The organism is Allobosea sp. (assembly GCF_035999205.1).
Taxonomy (GTDB): Bacteria; Pseudomonadota; Alphaproteobacteria; order Rhizobiales; family Beijerinckiaceae; genus Allobosea.
The window spans coordinates 42,238-59,803 of the sequence record NZ_DASYHA010000024.1; the positions used below are offsets into that span (position 1 = coordinate 42,238).

The window sequence follows — 17,566 nt, forward strand, 5'->3', positions numbered from 1 at the left end:
AAAACTGGATCCAGCTGCAGGCCCCTGTCACCCTCGTCACGCGGTGCCGTTCGTCCATCCGATCCGCGCGTGATCGGCATCCAAGCCTACCCCGTCAGGCTGGCGGCCGCAGGTCAAGCCGACCGCGGATTCGCCGCGAGTCGGTGGAACGGCCGGCTCTTCTGGCGCAACGCAGTCGACTCGGATGCACGTGTCGCAGGCGAGAGGAGCTTGCGCCACCGTCACGCACCCGATTTGATACCGGCGGGCGGGGCGCGCGGTGATTCAAGTCGAACTCATCTTCGGGATCGCATTTGTCGTGCTTTTCAGCGCAAGCGCCATGGCTGGCGCCACACTGCGCAAGCATCTCCATGAGCGGCATTTGTCAGCGGAGAACATGGACGCCGTCAGGCTCGTAACGGGCCTTCTGGTCACTTTTGCAGCCCTTGTCCTCAGCCTGCAGCTTTCGACGGCGAGGTCTGCCTTCGACGCGGCGAGCCAGGATCGCTCGAACTACGCTGCGCGCCTGGCCAATCTCGACCAATGTCTGCGGAGCATGGGGCCGACGACGGAGCCGATCCGCCTGCTGATGCGCCGCTATACGGCCGCAGTCATCGCCAGCACATGGCCTCGCGAGTCCCGGCCTCAGGTGGATGGGATGCCGGATGCTCGTCGCATGGCCGTCCGAGGCGAGGACGTCACGCTGTCACAGCTCATGAACGAGATCGGGATTGCCATCGAGGCACTAGCCCCGTCGGACGCATCGGGATCCCACACCGCGGCGCGGTGTCGGGACGTTTACGCGTCGGTGATCAGCGCCCGCTGGACCGTGATCGAGGACAGCCACACGCCGTCAGGCGATTTCTTCGTCGCAATCCTCAGCTTCTGGCTCAGCCTGGTTTTTCTCAGCTTCGGCGTCCAGGTGCCGCGCAAGGCGTTGAGCGCCGTCGTCCTGGCGATCGGCGTGATATCGGTTGCGAGCGTCATGTTCGTGATCGTCGATCTGAGCTTCCCGTACCGTGGCGTGTTCAACATCTCCAGCTCGGCCATGCGGGACGCCCTGAGCGAGATGACGCGATAGGACCGCGCCGGCGGATCGCTGTTCTGCAGCTGCGTCAGCGCCTCGGGGGCTGCGGCCGTGGCAGGAAGTGATCGACGAGCGAGTCGACGTCGTGGCGCCCGTGCTGCGGGAGCGAGGGATGGTTCTGGAAGGATCACGAGGCGTTGACGGTGCCGGCGCGGCCAGCCGGAGCGCGGCCGACGCAAGAATCTCCGCGTCCCGCTCCGCCGGCTGCAAGGGGCGGGTCAACGCTCTGCCCCGGCGAGCCGTTGCTCCCAGGCAATCTGTGCTTTCGCTCCCAAGGCTCTAAGCGGCTCGGGAGGGAGCCAGTTGGGCCCCTTCTGTGCCAGCCGGTCGCTCAAGAGCACCGATTGTGCTCCGCAGGCCAGTTCCGCGAGCAGCTTTCCGTGAATGGTGCCGCGCGTGATGCCGGCCCCTCCGCAGCCCGCGGAAACGAACAGCCCCGGCCTGGCCTCCCCGAACAGGAAGGCGCCATTGTGGGTCACGGCGGTCAACCCGCCCCAGACATGTTCGAAATCATGGACCCTCAGTGCGGGAAACCGATTGCGATAGAGCTCGGTCAGCATCCTGCGGACATGAACGGGGCCGAGCTCCCTTTCGTAGGAGTCGCCGCTCCGGATCAGCAGACGCCCCATCGTCTTGCGCATCGTGGTGCCCATGCGATGCGCCGGCAGAGCGCCCCAGTCCGGCTCGTCACCGAGGAGGTCGAGCTGGTCCCGATCCAGTTCCGGCGTGAAGGCGCCATAGGTGTAGATGCCTATCATCCGGTCCTGCGCGAGCCCGAAGGCGCGGGCATGCAGGTTGTTGGCGACGAACACCCGGTCGGCGATGAACGCGCCACGGCTCGTCCTGATCGTGAAGGGCGCCGCGCCGCCGATCTCATGCACGGTGGTGTTTTCGACCAGCGTCACACCCGCAGGCAGGCTGTCGGCGAGCCCCCGTTGCAACGCCGCCGGCTGCACCAGAGCGCGTGTCAGCGACTGGATGCCGTGGCGGTAGTAATCCGTCCCGAGGATGCGCCGCAGTTCGGCGGCGGGATACTCCCGTGTCTCGATGCCCCAGCCTTCATAGCGGTCGCGGGTCGCGCGGACTGTTCTTTCGCCGAGCGGTGTCGCTGCGGCCGTGATCGCCGGAACGTCCTCCTGCCAGTTGCAGTCGATGGCATGCCGGGCAACAAGCTCGCGCAGCCAATCCAGCCCCGCCTGGACCAGCGCCATCTGACGCGCCGCCCAATCCCCGGCGAACTGCGCCGCGCCGGCGCTTGGCTCGCCCGGGTTGATCAGCAGATAGCCGGAGTTCCGGCCCGCGGCCCCCTCGCCGATCGTGGTGGCGTCGAGGAGCAGGGTCTCGTCGTCCGGGGCCAGTTCCGACAGCCGCCGGGCGCTCGCGAGGCCCGTGTAACCTGCGCCGATGACGATGTTCCGGAAGCGACGCTCGCTCGGCATCTGCTCCCTTGCCACGCGCTTCGGCAGCAACGCATTCCAGCCGGACGGTGCCCTGTAGGCGGGCGCTTTCTCTCCGGTCGTCATGTCGCACCCGTCAATCAAGCGATGAGGCGCGGCACGCCATGAAGGCACGCCGCTCGATGGGAAAGGCCTGCTTTCAGCCAGCGGCGGCTTCGCGCGCGAAGCCCGGGACCGCGGCCAGCAATTCGCGCGTGTAGGACGCTTCCGGCTCCTGGAAGACCCGTCGCGACGGGCCGATCTCGACGATCCGGCCGCGTTGCATGACCGCGATGCGGTCGCAGATGTTTGAGGCCACGCGCAGGTCGTGCGTGACGAAGATCATCGCGAAGCCCAGACGCTTCTGCAGGTCCTCGAACAGGCGCAGCACCTGCGCCTGCACGGAGACGTCGAGGGCCGAGACAGCTTCGTCCGCGACGATGACCGAGGGCTCCATGGCGAGCGCGCGGGCGATACAGATGCGCTGGCGCTGGCCGCCGGAGAACTCATGCGGGAAGCGATCGAGTGCATCGCGCCGGAGACCGACGAGCTCCATCAGCTCCTCGGCGCGGACCAGGGCCTGCGCGCGGGGGATGCCGTGCTGGACCGGGCCTTCGATCAGGGATTGGCCGACCCGGCGCCGCGGATTCAGCGACTTGTAAGGGTCCTGGAACACCATCTGGATGTGGCGCCGCATCTCCCTCAGTTCCGTCCCGGCCAGACCGGCGACGTCGCGCCCCCTGAACAGGATGCGGCCTGAATCCGGCGTCTCGAAGCGCAGCAGCGTCTTGGCGAGGCTGGTCTTGCCGGAGCCGGACTCGCCCACGACGCCCAGGGTCTCGCCCGGCGCGAGCCGGAAGGAGACCGTATCCAGCGCCCGGGTCTCACGCCGCGAGCCGAGGAAGCTGGTGGTGCGATAGGTCAGGGACAGATCCTCGACAGAGAGGATCGGCTCCTCGCCCCTCTCCGGCTCCGCCCGATAGCGGAAGCGCGGCACCGCCTCGATCAGCGCGCGGGTGTATGGATGCTCCGGCGCCTCCAGTACCTTGTCCGGGGCGCCGCGCTCGACCACCTCGCCCTGCCGCATGACCACGACGTGATCCGCGACGTCGGCGACGACGCCGAAATCATGGGTGATCATCAGCACGCCGCTGTCATGCTTGGTCAAAAGCTCGCGAAACAACCGTAGGATCTGCGCCTGCGTGGTCACGTCGAGCGCAGTCGTGGGCTCGTCCGCGATGATCAGCGCAGGTTCCAGCGCGAGCGCCATGGCGATCATCACGCGCTGGCGCTGCCCGCCGGAAAGCTGATGCGGATAGGCCTTCGCTAGCCTCGCGGGATCGGGCAGATGGACGTCCGCCATCAGCTCGACGACGCGTTCGCCCACCCGCTCGCGCGACATCTCGGGGCGATGGATGCGCAGCACCTCGGCGATCTGGTCGCCGACCCGCATGACCGGGTTCAGGGCCGTCAAAGGCTCCTGGAAGATCATCGCCATGCGGTTGCCGCGCAGATCGCACAGCCGCGCCGGCGATGTGGCCGCGATATCCTCGCCTTCGAGCCGGATGGTGCCGCCGGTGATGCGCAGCACCTTCTCCGGCAGCAGGCGCATCACGGCCGAAGCCGTCACCGACTTGCCGGAACCAGACTCCCCGACCACGCAGACGATCTGGCGGCGATGGACGTCGAGCGACAGATCATGGACGGCATGCGTCCGGTCCAGCCCTGCCGGAAGCGCCACGCTGAGGTTTTCGATGCGCAGGATCGGTTCTGACGCGGTCATGACGACACCTTCGCGGCACGGGACAGGCGCGGATCGAGGCGGTCGCGCAGCCCGTCGCCGAGCAGGTTCACGGCCATCACGGTCACGGCCAGGAACAGGCCCGGCGCAATGATCGTCCAGGGTGCGCGCTGGAAGACGGCGCGCCCTTCGGCCAGCACATTGCCCCAGCTCGGCAGGTCGGGCGGGAAGCCGACGCCGAGGAAGCCGAGAACGGCCTCCGACAGGATCGCGGCGGCGAACATGTAGGTCGTCTGGACGATCAGCGGCGCGATGCAGCTCGGCAGGATATGGCGGACGAGCACGAGCAGCGGCGGGATGCCCAAGCCTTCCGCGGCCCGGACATAGGATTCCTCGCGCACGCTGAGCACGACGCTGCGCACCAGCCGCGTCACGCGCGGAATCTCGGCGAAGGTGATGGCGGCCACGATCGTCAGGAGGCTCGGGCCGACCAGCGAGACCAGCGCCACGGCGAAGAGGATGCCGGGGATCGCCATGATGCCGTCCATGATCCGCATCAGGATCGGATCGAGCCACCGCAGATAGCCGGTCAGCAGGCCGATGACGGTGCCGATGGCTGCGCCGGCGAGTGCAGCGAGCAGGCCGACCAGCAGCGAGATCCGGCCGCCGTGCAGCACAAGCGCGAAGACGTCGCGGCCGAGTGCGTCCGTGCCGAACCAGAACTCCGCGCCCGGCGGCCGCAGCCGCTGGCGCGGGCGGATCAGGAAGGCGTCGTCGCCGGTGATGAATGTCGCGAAGACCGCCGCGAGCACGATCGCCAGCAGCAGGACGGCGCTGAGCAGAGCGACGCGGTTGGCCAGCATCGCCTCGACGACAGGATAGCGCCTCGCAGGGGAAGTGGCCCGTTCGGTTGCCGACATGGCGGGCCTCAATAACGGATGCGCGGATCGACGATCACATAGGCGATGTCGATCAGCAGGTTCACGCCGACATAGATCAGCGCGAAGAACAGCATGAGGCCCTGCACGACGGGATAGTCGCGGGCCAGGATGGCGTCGATGGTCAACCGGCCGACGCCGGGCAGGTTGAAGACGCTCTCCGTCACCACCACGCCGCTGATCAGGAGGGCGATGCCGAGCCCGATCACCGTGATGATCGGCACCGCGGCATTGGGCAGGGCGTGGCGCCAGAGCACGCGGCGCTCGACATTGCCCTTGGCGCGGGCTGTGCGGACGAAGTCCTCGCCGAGCACTTCGAGCAGGCTGGACCGGGTGACGCGCGAGATCAGCGCCATGAAGACCAGGGCGAGCGTGATCGAGGGCAAGGCCAGATGCCGCAGGGACGCGACAGGGTCGTCGAACGGGCTGACATAGCCCTGCACGGGGAAGATGTCCGCCTTCACCGAGAGCAGCAGGATCAGGATGTAGCCGATCACGAAGGCCGGGATCGAGAAGCCCAGGACCGACAGCATCATCACCGCCCGGTCGACCCAGCTGTTGTGCCGCCAGGCGGCGATCGCGCCGAGTGGCACGGCGACGAGCACCGTTATCAGGATCGCGCTGATCGCCAGCACCAGCGTCGGCTCCAGCCGGTCGAAAATCAGGCTCAGCACCGGGATCTTCGACAGGATGGAGATGCCGAGATGGCCGCGCGCGATCTCGCCGAGCCAGGCCAAATACTGCACGAAAAGCGGCCGATCGAGGCCCATATCGGCCCGGATGCGCGCCAGCGCCTCCGGCCCTGCCGTCTCGCCGGCGATGATGAGAGCCGGATCGCCCGGGCTCAGGCGAAGCAGGAGGAAGACGATGGTGGCGACGACCAGCATCACCGGCACCGCCATCGCGATCCTGAGGGCGATCAGCCTCAGCATCAGACCTTGTCCACGCCCCAGGTCACCATGACCGGGGACGGCACGTAGTTCGAGACATTGGAGCGGTAGGCCTCGTAGTCGAAATAGGTGCCGAGCGGGATGTAGAAGACGAGCTCATAGGCGCGCTTCTGCATCTCCTCGACGATGGCCTTCTGCTTGGCCGGGTCGGTCTCGCGCTGATAGCGGCTCTTCAACGCCTCGGTTTCGCGGTCGTCGACGAAGCCGGTATAGGCGCCCTTGCCGCGCGCGTCGAAGTTGAGGTTGCCGAGGGGCGAGATCAGGTCGATGCGGTCGAAGACGGCATGGGCCAGGTTCCAGCCGCCCTCCGCGACCGGATCGGGCTTGGCACGCCGCGCGAGGAAGGCGCTCCACTCCATGGTCTGGATCTCGGAGGGAATGCCGATCTGGCGCAGGAGCTGCTGCGTCAGAGGCGCGAGCGGCGCGAAGGAAGCGATGTCGCCTGGCGTGATGATGACGATCTTCTCGCCCTTGTAGCCGGCCTCCTGCAGCAGGGCCTTGGCCTTGGCGATGTTGGGCTTGCCGGTGTCCGGAAACCCGACTGCCGTCTCCAGCGGCGTGCCGCAGCCGAAGAAGGCCGGGCAGACCTGGTAGGACGCGGCATCGCCGATTGAGGCGTCCATGTAGTCCTGCTGGGTGACGACGGCCTGCACAGCCCTGCGTACCTTGACGTTGTCGAAAGGCGGCTGCGCCCAGTTGAAGCGGATCGTCGAGGCGTTGGGACCGGGGCGGCGCCGGATCGTGACGCCCTTGTTGTCCTGAAGCAGCGAGCGCTGGTCGGCGTTCATGTTCTCCAGCAGGTCGATCTCGCCCTTGGCGAGCGCGTTGATCGCCGTCTGCTTGCTCGGGAACCAGAGCACCTCGACCCGGTCGACCTTGGCGACCTTGCCGCCGGCGAGGCCATCGGGCTGCTCGGCGCGCGGGACATATTTCTCGTTGCGCTCATAGGCCCAGCTCACGCCCGGCCGGAACTCCGATTGCAGGAAGCGGAACGGACCGGAGCCGACGACGTCCTCGAGCACCTTGTCCGCCGGCAGATCGGCGATCCGCTTCGGCATGATGAAGAGCGGGATCGAGCTGGGCCGGGCGAAAGCCTCCAGCATCGGCCCGAACGGCTCCTTCAGCTCGATGCGGAAGGTCCTGCCGTCGACCGCACGCATGCCGGCGGTGACGGTGGCGAGGCGCAGGCCCACGACGTCCTTCTTGGCCCAGCGCGCGATCGAGGCGATGCAGTCCTCGGCCGTGACGGGCTGGCCGTCATGGAAGGCGAGGCCGTCGCGCAGCACGAAGGTCCAGGCCAGCTTGTCGTCGCTGACCGACCACTCCTTCACCATCTGCGGCTGCGGCCGGTACTGGGAGTCGACCGCGAACAGCGTGTCATAGACCATGAAGGCGTGGTTGCGTGTGATGTAGGCGTTGGTCACGACAGGATCGAGCACGCGCAAGGCGGCGTGCGGCGCCATCCGCAAGGTCTTCTTGCCCTGCGCCCGCGCAGGGTTCATGGCGGCGAAAAGCGCTCCGGCAGACAATGCCAGGGTATCGCGACGGTTGATCAGCATTGGCTCCGTTCCCTTTGTCAGGCGGACTTCGTGCCCGCTTCGCTGCAAGTTCGTGCGCGATTCAGTAGCTGCGGCCCCGGCGGGGATCGGGCCAGAAGGAAGTGCCCTCGCGGGCCGGGCCGCCGCCCACGCCCATCGGCACGCCGTCGGCGCGCCAGCAGGCGGCGCCTTCCATGGTGCCGTCCGCCGCGAAGCCGATGATGCCCATGCCACCGGCGACGTGATCGACGGCGGAGACGCGGTGGCCGAGCGCGGCGAGCTTCGCCCTCACCGCCTCGGACACGCCGAGCTCGATCTCGGCCTCCTGCCCCCAGGTGAAGACGCGCGGCGCCTCGGCCGCCTCCTGCGGGCTCATGCCGTGGTCGACGAGATTCAGGACCGCCTGCATTGCGGAGGCCGGGATGCGGTGCGCGCCGGGCAGACCGAGCGCGAAGATCGGCCGGCCGTCACGCTTGCCGATGAGAGCGGTGATGCCGCTGGTGATGCGCTTGCCGGGCTGCAGCGACAGCGCCTTTCCGGGGTGCGGATCGAATAGGTACATGTAGTTGTTCGGAATGATGCCCGTGCCCGGGATCATGATGCGCGCGCCGAACAGGCTGTTGATCGTCTGGGTCGAGGTGACGATGTTGCCCTCCGCGTCAGCGATCGTGACGTGGGTGGTGTTCGCCGACTCGTTCGAGAGGATGCGCGCCTCGAAAGCGTTCGCCTTGCCGGGATCGATCTCCGGGCGGCGCAGCTCCGCATAGGCCTTCGAGATCAGCCGCGCGGTCGGCACATCGACGAAATCGGGATCGGCGGTCACCGCGCGCCGGTCGGCGGCGGCGATCTTCAGCGCTTCCAGCACCAGATGCAGCGTCTCGCTCGAGCCGAATCCGAGTTTTCCAAGATCAAAGGCCTCGAGGAGATTGAGGATCTGCAGCGTCTGGACGCCACCGGAACAGGGCGGCGGCGGGCCGACGATCTCGACGCCGCGATAGAGCCCGCGCACCGGTTCGCGCTCGATCGTGCGATAGGCGACGAGGTCCTCGAGGCGCAGGAAGGACCCGGCTTGCTCAAGATGGGCGGAGATGCGCTGGCCGAGCGTGCCGCCATAGACGGCATTGGGCCCCTCGGCCGCGATCTGTCGCAGCGTCCCGGCATAATCCGTCTGGACCAACAGGTCTCCGGCCAGCAGCGGCTTGCCACCCGGCAGGAAGATGGCCGCGATCGCCGGGTCCAGGGCCAGGTCGGGAGCGATCTCGGCGATGCAGGTCGCGAGATAGGGCGAAAGCCTGAAGCCGCGCTCGGCGTGGCGGATCGCCGGCTCGATCAGGTCGCGCAGCGGCAGGCGGCCGAAGCGCTCCGCCGCCTCGCACCAGGCCTTGAGCGTGCCGGGTACAGCAATGGCCTTCGGCCCGACGCGGTTGGCGCGGCCCTTGGCCTCCATGTAGTCGGGCCACTCGTCCGAGATCGGCGTGAAGCTGTCGGGGCGCGCGGCCGCCGGGGCGGTGGAAAGGCCGTCCAGCACGATCTCGCGGCCGTCGGCGAGGCGGATCAGGGCCGTACCGCCACCGAGGATGCCGACCATCATCGGCTCGACGACGGTCAGCGTGAAGAGAGCCGAAATCGCGGCATCGATCGCATTCCCCCCGGCCGCGAGCATTTCGACTGCCGCAGCGGAGGCCAGCGGGTGGTTCGTCACGGCCATGCCACGATGCGCGGCGGCGGCCGTCTTCTCGCAGGTGAAGGGGCTTCCCGCCCGATCGCGCCAGTCCATTTGCCGAAAACCCGATCTCGTTGATCAGGGATTATCGGATCGGATCTTCAAATCAGTCCAATACGCAGACTGCGCATTTTTGATAATTTGAGATTATGGATTGGGCGGCGGAGCGGCCTTACGGGCATGTCCTGCGAAGGCCCGGGCCACCGGAGATGGCTCGTTGCGCCGGTAGGCGACGGCAAGCTCGGCCAGGATCGGCTGACCAGCGATCGCGCGGTACCGCAGGCCGGGGACCTGAATGCTCTGGAGCGATTGCGGCACCAGGGCGACGCCGAGGCCGACGGCGACCATGCTCGCGATCGTGACGAAATCGCGCCCCTGCGGGCCGAGCCTCGGGAAGAACCCGGCAGTGCGGCAGGCCGATGTCGTGTGCTCGTGGAAGCTAACGCCCGCCGGATGGCGCGGCGTGATGAAGATCTCGCCGTTGAGCGCCGAGAGCGGCACCCGCTCCTGCGCTGCCAGAACATGGCTCTCGGGGAGTGCCAGCATGATCTCTTCGAACAGGATCGGCGTCGAGACGATACCCAGCGGCAGCGGCACCGGGGGACGAATGAAGCCGATGTCCAGCTTTCCCTGGTCGAGTTGGTCGAGCTGCTGCGACATCTCCATCTCGGAAATGGCAAGCTCGACCTCCGGATAGGCCTTGCGGAACTCCCCGATCATCGTGGTCAGTGCACCGGTATAGGCGGCCGAGCCGACATAGCCGATTGCGATGCGCCCGAGCTCCCCCCTGCCCGCCCGGCGCGTCACCAAAAGCGCGGTCTCGGTCTGCTGCAGGGCCTTGCGAGCCTCCTCGGCAAACAACTCCCCGGCAAGCGTCAGTTTCACCGACCGGCGCGTTCGGTCGAAGAGCGGCGTCCCGACGATCTCCTCGAGATTCTTGATCTGCTGGCTGAGGCCTGGCTGCGCGATACGCAGCCTCTCTGCGGCCCGGCCGTAGTTCAGCTCCTCGGCTGTCGCGAGAAAATAGCGCAGGTGCCGCAATTCGAGCATCGCGCTGCTGGGTCGTCGGCCCGGCGCCATGGATCACCCTTGTATTGAGAAGTCTGAGTTCTTGAAAACTACGGACTTGCATATTGGACCGATATGAATGGGCTCAGCAATATCGCCGCGTCGTTTTGAGCCCGGATCGTCAGCGAGTTGTGCATGGATTGCCCTGTTCCGCCCGCGCGCGGGCTGCCTCACAGCGCCCATTGGGGCACCTTCTTCGCCCGCCGCGATGGTGATCGGCTTGTGCTGACGCCTCATCCGGAAGACCCCTGCCCCTCACCGATCCTCGGCAATTTCACCGATGCGCTGGCTCACAAGGCCCGGATCCGCCGCCCGATGGTGCGACGTGGCTGGCTCGAGGCCGGCCCCGGTCCGCGCGAGCGCGACTTCCGGGATGACCTTGTCGCGGTCGGCTGGGACGAGGTGCTGGACCGTCTGGCCGGAGAGATTGGCCGCGTCCATATCGATTTCGGCCCGAAGGCCATCTATGGCGGCTCATACGGCTGGTCGAGCGCCGGGCGCTTCCACCACGCGCAGAGCCAGATCCATCGCTTCTTCAACGTCGCCTGCGGCGGCTATGTCCGATCGGTCAACAGCTACAGCGCCGGCGCGTCTTCGGTGATCCTGCCCCATGTGCTGGGGCCGTTCGAGAACCTGTCGCGGCGCAACGTCACCTGGGAACAGATCGCCGAGCATACCGACTTCGTGCTCGCTTTCGGCGGGATGCCGCTGAAGAACTCGATGATCGCCAGCGGCGGCATCACCCGGCATGTCGAGCCGGATGCGATGGCGCGGGCAGCCGCGCGCGGCTGCACCTTCTGGTCCGTGAGCCCGCTGCGCGACGATATGCCGGGAGAGGCCGCCCCGCGCTGGCTGCCGATCCAGCCCGGCACGGACGTCGCGCTGATGCTGGCCATTGCCCAGACGCTGGTCGCGGAGGGCTTGCATGACCAAGCCTTCCTCAGCCGATACTGCGTCGGCTTCGAGCGTTTCGCCGCCTATCTCGATGGCAGCGCCGATGGCACCGTCAAGGACGCCGACTGGGCGGCGGCGATCACTGGCATCGACGGCGACACCATCCGCGAGATCGCCCGCAGGCTGGTCGGCGGCCGCAGCCTGATCACCGTCGCCCATGCGCTGCAGCGCGCACAGTACGGCGAGCAGCCGGTCTGGATGGCGGCCGTCCTCGCCGCGATGGTCGGCCAGATCGGTCTTCCCGGCGGGGGCTACAATTACGCGCTCGGCGCGATGGGCCACACCGGTCGGCGCGTGAACGCCGTGCCGATTCCGACCATGGCGCAGGGTATGAACGGGGTGAACGACTTCATCCCGGTGGCGCGCATCGCCGATATGCTGCTCAATCCCGGACAACCGTTCGAGTACAACGGGCAGAAGCTGACCTATCCCGAGATCCGGCTGATCTACTGGGCCGGTGGCAATCCCTTCCATCACCATCAGGACCTGAACCGGTTGCGGCGCGCCTTCTCGCAGGTCGACACGATCGTCTGCCAGGACAGTGCCTGGACGCCAATGGCCCGCTTCGCCGACATCGTGCTGCCGGCCACCATGTCGCTGGAGCGCGACGACATCGGCGCAGCGGCGACGGATCCGCGGCTGATCGCGATGCGGCGCATCGCCGAGCCGGTCGGCGAGGCCCGCGACGACTTCGAGATCTTCCTCGGCCTGGCGCAGCGGATGGGCTGCGAGGACGCCTTCGCCGAAGGGCGCTCGGCCGCCGGGTGGCTGGAACATCTCTACGAACCGACTCGCAACGCACTTGCCGCCCAGGGACAACCCGCACCGTCCTTCGCGGAGTTCTGGCAGCAGGGCGAGATTCCGCTGCCGTCCGCGCCGGACGATGGTGGGCTGCTGCGGGCTTTCCGGAACGATCCCGAGCGAAATGCGCTGCCGACCGCGAGCGGCCGGATCGAGATCTTCTGCGAGACGATCGCGGGCTTCGGCTATGACGATTGCCCCGGGCATCCCACTTGGCTTCCCGCAACCGAGCAGCCGGACGCGATGGCACCTCTGACACTGATCGCTAACCAGCCGGCGACGCGGCTGCACAGCCAGCTCGATTTCGGCGCCTACAGCCAGTCGGCCAAGCGGCACGGCCGCGAGGTCGTGCGGCTGAATCCGCGGGACGCGGCTGAGCGCGGCATCGCGGACGGCGATCTCGTGCGGCTGTACAATGCCCGCGGTGCCTGCCTGGCCGCAGCCCAGATCAGCGACGGCGTCATGCCGGGTGTCGCGAACCTCTCGACCGGCGCCTGGTATGATCCTGTCGAGGATGGAAGCGACCAACCTCTCTGCAGCCACGGCAATCCGAACGCGGTGACGCGCGATATCGGCACCTCGCGGTTGGCTCAAGGCAGTTGCGGTCAGGTCACGACAGTCCAATGTGCGCGGTATGCAGGAGAGGCGCCCCCCATGCGCGCCTATGACCCGCCCCGTGAAGCGAGCCAGTTGCCATGAGCGGTCCTTTGACCGGTATCCGGGTACTCGACATGACCTCCGTGCTCATGGGCCCCTATGCCACATCGATCCTCGGCGACATGGGCGCCGACGTCATCAAGCTGGAATCCCCTGAAGGCGACCTCATCCGTCAGGTCGGCCCGAGCCGAAGCGGCGCGATGGGCGGCATGTTCATGCATGCCAACCGCTCCAAACGCAGCATCGTCGTGGACCTGAAGAAGCCCGCAGGTCGGGATGTCGCGCTGAATCTCGCGCGGACAGTCGATGTCCTCGTCTACAATCTGCGGCCACAGGCGATGGACCGGCTCGGCCTCGGCTACGAGTCTCTCGCAGGCGCCAAGCAAGACATCATCTATGTCGGTACCTTCGGCTTCGGACAGGATGGTCCCTATGCCGCGAAGCCCGCCTATGACGATCTCGTTCAGGGATTGTGCGCCGTGCCGGCTCTCATCGCCGATGCCGGCGACGGCACGCCCCGCTATGTCCCTATCAACATCGCCGATCGCATCGTCGGACTGCACGCGCTGACGGCGATCCTCGCGGCCCTGCGCCATCGCGACCGCACCGGCGAGGGTCAGCGCATCGATGTCCCGATGTTCGAGACCATGGCGAGCTTTGTCCTCGGCGATCATTTCGGCGGCCTGAGCTACGAGCCCCCGCTCGACGGCGGCGGCTATGCGCGCCTGCTCGCCTCGGACCGCCGGCCGTTCCGGACCGCGGACGGCTACCTCTGTGCGGTTATCTATACGGACCGCCACTGGCAGCGCTTCATCGACATCGCCGGGCAAGACGACTGGCGCGGCGATCCGCGCTTCGCGAGCCATTCCAGCCGCACGCGCCATATGGCTGAGATCATGAAGAGCGTCGCCGGGATTTTCCTCACTCGCTCGACGGCCGAGTGGGAACGATCGCTTGGCGCAGCGGATATTCCGCATGCTCGCATGCACACGCTGGATTCGCTCGTCAACGATCCCCATTTGACCGAGGTTGGTTTCTTCCCGACATCTGAGCACCCGTCCGAAGGGCCGGTCCGCAGCCTGCGCGTAGCCTCGCAATGGGGCGCCAGCCAGCCCAGGCCGGACCGGGCCGCGCCGCGCCTGGGAGAGCATAGCCGGGAAGTCTTGGCGGAGGTCGGCTATGCGGAAGCGGAGGTTCAGCGACTGATCGCAGCAGGCGTCGTCGCATGCCCGAACGCCGAAGGCTGAGTGCGGCCGGCAGGCGTGCCGTATTTGCCGGCCCCGGTGGCGAAACGGCAGCTCCTCGTATGGAGCCGACCGTCGCCGAAGTCAGGGACAATCCTCGCCCGTTCCGCTACTGATCGCCCGATGCGGCCATCCTCGCCATTCGTGCAGCTTCTGTTCCTGGTCGGGCCGGCGAGCGCCGGGGAGATCTTCCCGTGAGCGGCAAGCCGTCGGATGGCCCATCCTTCGAGCTACGCCATCTGCGCTATTTCGTGGCTGTGGCGGAGGAGCGCAATTTCGGGCGCGCCGCCGAGCGGCTCGGCATCGCCCAGCCCGGCCTCAGCCAGCAGATCGCCAGCCTCGAAGCTCTAGTAGGCACCCGGCTGCTCGACCGCAGCAAGCGCCTGTTCCGGCTGGCCCTGCCCGGACAGGTCTTCCTGGCGGAGGCTCGCAAGACCCTGGCCCAGGCCGATACCGCCTTCGCTGCCGTCCAGCGCGCCGCGCGCGGCGAAACGGGCCGCGTCTCCATCGGCTATGTGGCGTCGGCAGCCTATTCCGGGGTGCTCACCGAAGTGATCAGCGCGTTCCGCGACACGCATCCCGAAGTCGAACTCGTCCTCATCGAGATGGAGATGCTGCGCCAGCTCGACCACATCGTGGAGGGAGCTCTTGATTTCGGCTTTATCCGTCCGCCCGCCCCCGTTCCGCGCGGCCTGGAAGCGTTGACCGTCCAGAGCGAGCCGCTGGTCGCGTTGCTGCCGTCGGGGCACAGGCTGGCGCAAGCTGAACCGATCGCGCTGCGGGACCTTGCCGCCGAGACGTTCATCGTTCCGAACCAGACGGCGGATGTCGGCTTCCACCGCCAGACGGCGCAGGCCTGCAAGGACGCGGGGATCAATCCCACGATCCAGGCGAACGGGCGCGACTTCATGACGATCGCCAGCATGGTGACGGTCGGCCTCGGCGTGGCGCTGGTGCCCCGCTCGATGGAATGCATGCAGCTACCCGGCATCGTCTACCGGCCACTCGCTTCTCCTGTGACCCGATCCGAGATCTCGGCCGTTTTTCGCCGCAACGAGGCAGCGCCGGCTGCCAATGCCTTCATCACGCATTGTCGCGCCGAAGTCCGTCGCCGGGAGCGCAGCGATTAGGTTAGAATAGATAAAAACAATGACGCTCATAAGTTCTGCCTATTGAATTCGAAGCCCCGTTTATTGGACGCCGGCGCGCCTCCTGCATTAACGCCTTCTTCATTCCACCTGCCTCGATGCTCCGATCCTGAGCGGCCTGCTTTGCCGCCACTTCGGGTACGCGGCCGGTCCGCACTCCGCGAGAAGGCAAAGCATGACCATTCGCGCTTCCGTGTCGCTGACGGCACTCATCCTGGCTGCCGCAGTTCCGATGTCGGGCAAGGCCTGGGCACAGGAGGGCTCCGGCGCAATCTCGCTCGACACGATCATGGTCGAAGGCGAGAGCGCGACCGGTCCGGTCCGCGGCTATGTCGCCCAGCGCAGCGCGACCGGTAGCAAGACGGGTACGCCGCTCGCCGAAACCGCCCAGAGCGTTTCGGTCATCACGCGAGACCAGATGAGCCAGCAGAACGCACAGAGCCTGAACGAGGCGCTGCGCTACACGCCCGGCGTCATCCCCGAAAGCCGCGGTGCAGGCGCCAGCCGCTTCGACCTGTTCAAGATTCGTGGTTTCGATGCGGTGAATTACCTCAATGGCCTGCGCATGCAGAAGATGAACTGGGTCTCCCCGCAGGTCGATCCTTATCTGCTGGAGCGCGTCGAGGTGCTGCGCGGCCCGTCCTCGGTCCTCTACGGGCAGGCGCCGACCGGCGGCATGGTCAACCAGATCAGCAAGCTGCCGACCGCCACGCGCTTCGGCGAGGTCGGCGTCCAGTTCGGCAACAACCAACAGCGTCAGGCGAGCTTCGACCTCGGCGGGCCGGTCGATCCCGAAGGACGTTTCCTCTATCGCCTGACCGGCATTGGGCGGATGGAGAACGGTCAGATCGCTGATACTGAAGCCGAGCGCTTCGCCATCGCACCCGCCATCACCTTCAAGCCTTCGGAAGACACCAGCCTGACGCTGCTCGGCCTGCACCAGCGCGACCCGAAGGCCAATGCCTATATCGGCGTGCCGTCTGTAGGCTCTGTGCTCTACAACCCGAATGGCCGCCTCAGCCGCCGGACGAATGTCTCGGAGCCGAACCTCGAGAGCTTCGATCGCACGCAGAGTTCTGCGGGGTACCTGTTCAGCCACCGCTTCAACGATGCTGTGACGCTACGGATGAACGGGCAGTGGTTCCGCACCAATCTCGACTATTTCAGCGTCTACGGCTCGACCTTGGCGGCGAATGGGCGGACCCTGTCGCGCTCCGTCTCAATCTCGCATGACGAGATGGACGCGTTCGCCTTCGACAACCAGATCGAATGGAAGTTCAACACCGGCCCGCTGTCGCACACGCTGCTGACGGGCTTCGATGCGCAATCCTCCGATGGATATTTCGTCTCGGGCACGGGGACCGCACCGGCGATTGACATGTTCGCCCCGGTCTATGGCCGGGCGATCACGCTGCCGGCGACACGCCGCACCGACGTCACGACCCGGCAATATGGGCTCTATGCGCAGGACGAGATCCGCTTCGGCAACTTCATCGCCACCTTCGCCGGTCGCTCCGACTGGGCGCAGAACAAGACGACGGTGGCGGGGGTGCGCAGCGAGACCGACGATCACGCGCTCACCGGCCGGGCCGCGCTGCTCTACCGTTTCGACAACGGCATCGCGCCGTATGTCAGCTTCGCGCAGTCCTTCACGCCGCTCGCCGGCACGGATGCGACGGGACGCGCCTTCGATCCGGAGCGCGGCGTCCAGTACGAGGCCGGCATCAAGTACCAGCCCGTTGGCATCAACGCCCTGCTCAGCGCCGCCGTCTTCGACCTGACGCGCGAGAACCTGCTGACGACGGACCTGGCCAATCGGAACTTCTCGGTGCAGGTCGGCGAGGCGCGCTCGCGCGGCGTCGAACTCGAGGCCAAGGCGAGCCTCGATTTCGGCCTGAACCTGGCGGCGAGCTACACCTATCTCGATACGAAATACACCAAGGATAACAGCGGCCTGCAAGGACTTGTTACGACGGGCGTTCCGCGCCATATGGCCTCGCTCTGGCTGTACTACGACCTGCCGGTAAACTTCGTGCCCGGCCTGTCGATCGGCGCGGGCATCCGCTATGTCGGCAGCACCTTCAACACCAACAACACCATCGAGGTCCCGAGCGTGACGCTGGTCGACGCCGCCCTGCGCTACGATTTCGGCCAGCTCATGCCGCAGCTCAAGGGCGCCGCGTTGCAGGTCAACGTCAAGAACCTGTTCGACAAGGAGTTTGTCGGCACCTGCTACACCTCGACCACCTGCGCGTATGGGCAAGGCCGCGTCATCACGGCCGGCCTTAACTATCGCTGGTGA

Annotated in this window: 12 protein-coding genes; 5 read left to right on the forward strand and 7 right to left on the reverse strand. The window is 66.8% G+C overall.

The window, feature by feature from the left end:
- Window positions 1-298: 298 nt before the first annotated feature.
- On the forward strand, window positions 299-1,060 hold the full coding sequence (locus VGN82_RS12910) for a bestrophin-like domain (protein WP_465247923.1): 762 nt from the start codon (window positions 299-301) through the stop codon (window positions 1,058-1,060).
- Window positions 1,061-1,284: 224 nt separating this feature from the next.
- On the opposite strand, the gene VGN82_RS12915 is transcribed toward VGN82_RS12910, so the two are convergent.
- The 7 genes from VGN82_RS12915 to VGN82_RS12945 all read right to left on the reverse strand — a co-directional run bounded on the left by VGN82_RS12915 (window position 1,285) and on the right by VGN82_RS12945 (window position 10,472).
- Window positions 1,285-2,589 (reverse strand): NAD(P)/FAD-dependent oxidoreductase, encoded by a 1,305-nt coding sequence (locus tag VGN82_RS12915; protein WP_327527432.1) that lies wholly within the window; start codon window positions 2,587-2,589, stop codon window positions 1,285-1,287.
- A gap of 73 nt (window positions 2,590-2,662) precedes the next feature.
- Window positions 2,663-4,285 (reverse strand): ABC transporter ATP-binding protein, encoded by a 1,623-nt coding sequence (locus tag VGN82_RS12920; protein ID WP_327527433.1) that lies wholly within the window; start codon window positions 4,283-4,285, stop codon window positions 2,663-2,665.
- Complete coding sequence (locus tag VGN82_RS12925) at window positions 4,282-5,163, reverse strand: ABC transporter permease (protein ID WP_327527434.1); 882 nt, start codon at window positions 5,161-5,163, stop codon at window positions 4,282-4,284. The genes VGN82_RS12920 and VGN82_RS12925 overlap by 4 nt, the downstream gene beginning before the upstream one ends.
- Before the next feature lie 8 nt (window positions 5,164-5,171).
- Window positions 5,172-6,113 (reverse strand): ABC transporter permease, encoded by a 942-nt coding sequence (locus tag VGN82_RS12930; RefSeq protein WP_327527435.1) that lies wholly within the window; start codon window positions 6,111-6,113, stop codon window positions 5,172-5,174.
- Window positions 6,113-7,690: an ABC transporter substrate-binding protein gene (locus VGN82_RS12935; RefSeq protein ID WP_327527436.1), complete on the reverse strand. Its 1,578-nt coding sequence runs from the start codon at window positions 7,688-7,690 to the stop codon at window positions 6,113-6,115. Before VGN82_RS12935 ends, VGN82_RS12930 begins: the two co-directional genes overlap by 1 nt.
- Window positions 7,691-7,751: 61 nt before the next feature.
- Window positions 7,752-9,446, reverse strand: coding sequence for a gamma-glutamyltransferase (gene ggt / locus VGN82_RS12940; RefSeq protein ID WP_327527437.1), 1,695 nt, complete (start codon window positions 9,444-9,446; stop codon window positions 7,752-7,754).
- A gap of 93 nt (window positions 9,447-9,539) precedes the next feature.
- Window positions 9,540-10,472, reverse strand: coding sequence for a LysR substrate-binding domain-containing protein (locus VGN82_RS12945; protein WP_327527438.1), 933 nt, complete (start codon window positions 10,470-10,472; stop codon window positions 9,540-9,542).
- A 123-nt stretch (window positions 10,473-10,595) separates the two neighbouring features.
- Here VGN82_RS12945 and VGN82_RS12950 point away from each other — a divergent pair, with 123 nt between their 5' ends.
- The 4 genes from VGN82_RS12950 (at window position 10,596) to VGN82_RS12965 (ending at window position 17,566) form a co-directional block, all read left to right on the forward strand.
- Window positions 10,596-12,914: a molybdopterin guanine dinucleotide-containing S/N-oxide reductase gene (locus tag VGN82_RS12950; RefSeq protein WP_327527439.1), complete on the forward strand. Its 2,319-nt coding sequence runs from the start codon at window positions 10,596-10,598 to the stop codon at window positions 12,912-12,914.
- A complete protein-coding gene (locus VGN82_RS12955; protein WP_327527440.1) occupies window positions 12,911-14,119 on the forward strand; it encodes a CaiB/BaiF CoA transferase family protein in 1,209 nt (402 codons plus the stop codon). Before VGN82_RS12950 ends, VGN82_RS12955 begins: the two co-directional genes overlap by 4 nt.
- A 191-nt stretch (window positions 14,120-14,310) precedes the next feature.
- On the forward strand, window positions 14,311-15,246 hold the full coding sequence (locus tag VGN82_RS12960; protein ID WP_327527441.1) for a LysR substrate-binding domain-containing protein: 936 nt from the start codon (window positions 14,311-14,313) through the stop codon (window positions 15,244-15,246).
- 193 nt (window positions 15,247-15,439) lie between these two features.
- Window positions 15,440-17,566 (forward strand): TonB-dependent siderophore receptor, encoded by a 2,127-nt coding sequence (locus VGN82_RS12965; protein ID WP_327527442.1) that lies wholly within the window; start codon window positions 15,440-15,442, stop codon window positions 17,564-17,566.

Bases quoted from the DNA above. Each gene is read 5' to 3' on its own strand.
- VGN82_RS12915 (WP_327527432.1), bottom strand. From the start codon at position 2,589: ATGACGACCGGAGAGAAAGCGCCCGCCTACAGGGCACCGTCCGGCTGG.
- VGN82_RS12920 (WP_327527433.1), bottom strand. From the start codon at position 4,285: ATGACCGCGTCAGAACCGATCCTGCGCATCGAAAACCTCAGCGTGGCG.
- VGN82_RS12925 (WP_327527434.1), bottom strand. From the start codon at position 5,163: ATGTCGGCAACCGAACGGGCCACTTCCCCTGCGAGGCGCTATCCTGTC.
- VGN82_RS12930 (WP_327527435.1), bottom strand. From the start codon at position 6,113: ATGCTGAGGCTGATCGCCCTCAGGATCGCGATGGCGGTGCCGGTGATG.
- VGN82_RS12935 (WP_327527436.1), bottom strand. From the start codon at position 7,690: ATGCTGATCAACCGTCGCGATACCCTGGCATTGTCTGCCGGAGCGCTT.
- ggt (WP_327527437.1), bottom strand. From the start codon at position 9,446: ATGGACTGGCGCGATCGGGCGGGAAGCCCCTTCACCTGCGAGAAGACG.
- VGN82_RS12945 (WP_327527438.1), bottom strand. From the start codon at position 10,472: ATGGCGCCGGGCCGACGACCCAGCAGCGCGATGCTCGAATTGCGGCAC.
- VGN82_RS12950 (WP_327527439.1), top strand. From the start codon at position 10,596: ATGGATTGCCCTGTTCCGCCCGCGCGCGGGCTGCCTCACAGCGCCCAT.
- VGN82_RS12955 (WP_327527440.1), top strand. From the start codon at position 12,911: ATGAGCGGTCCTTTGACCGGTATCCGGGTACTCGACATGACCTCCGTG.
- VGN82_RS12965 (WP_327527442.1), top strand. From the start codon at position 15,440: ATGACCATTCGCGCTTCCGTGTCGCTGACGGCACTCATCCTGGCTGCC.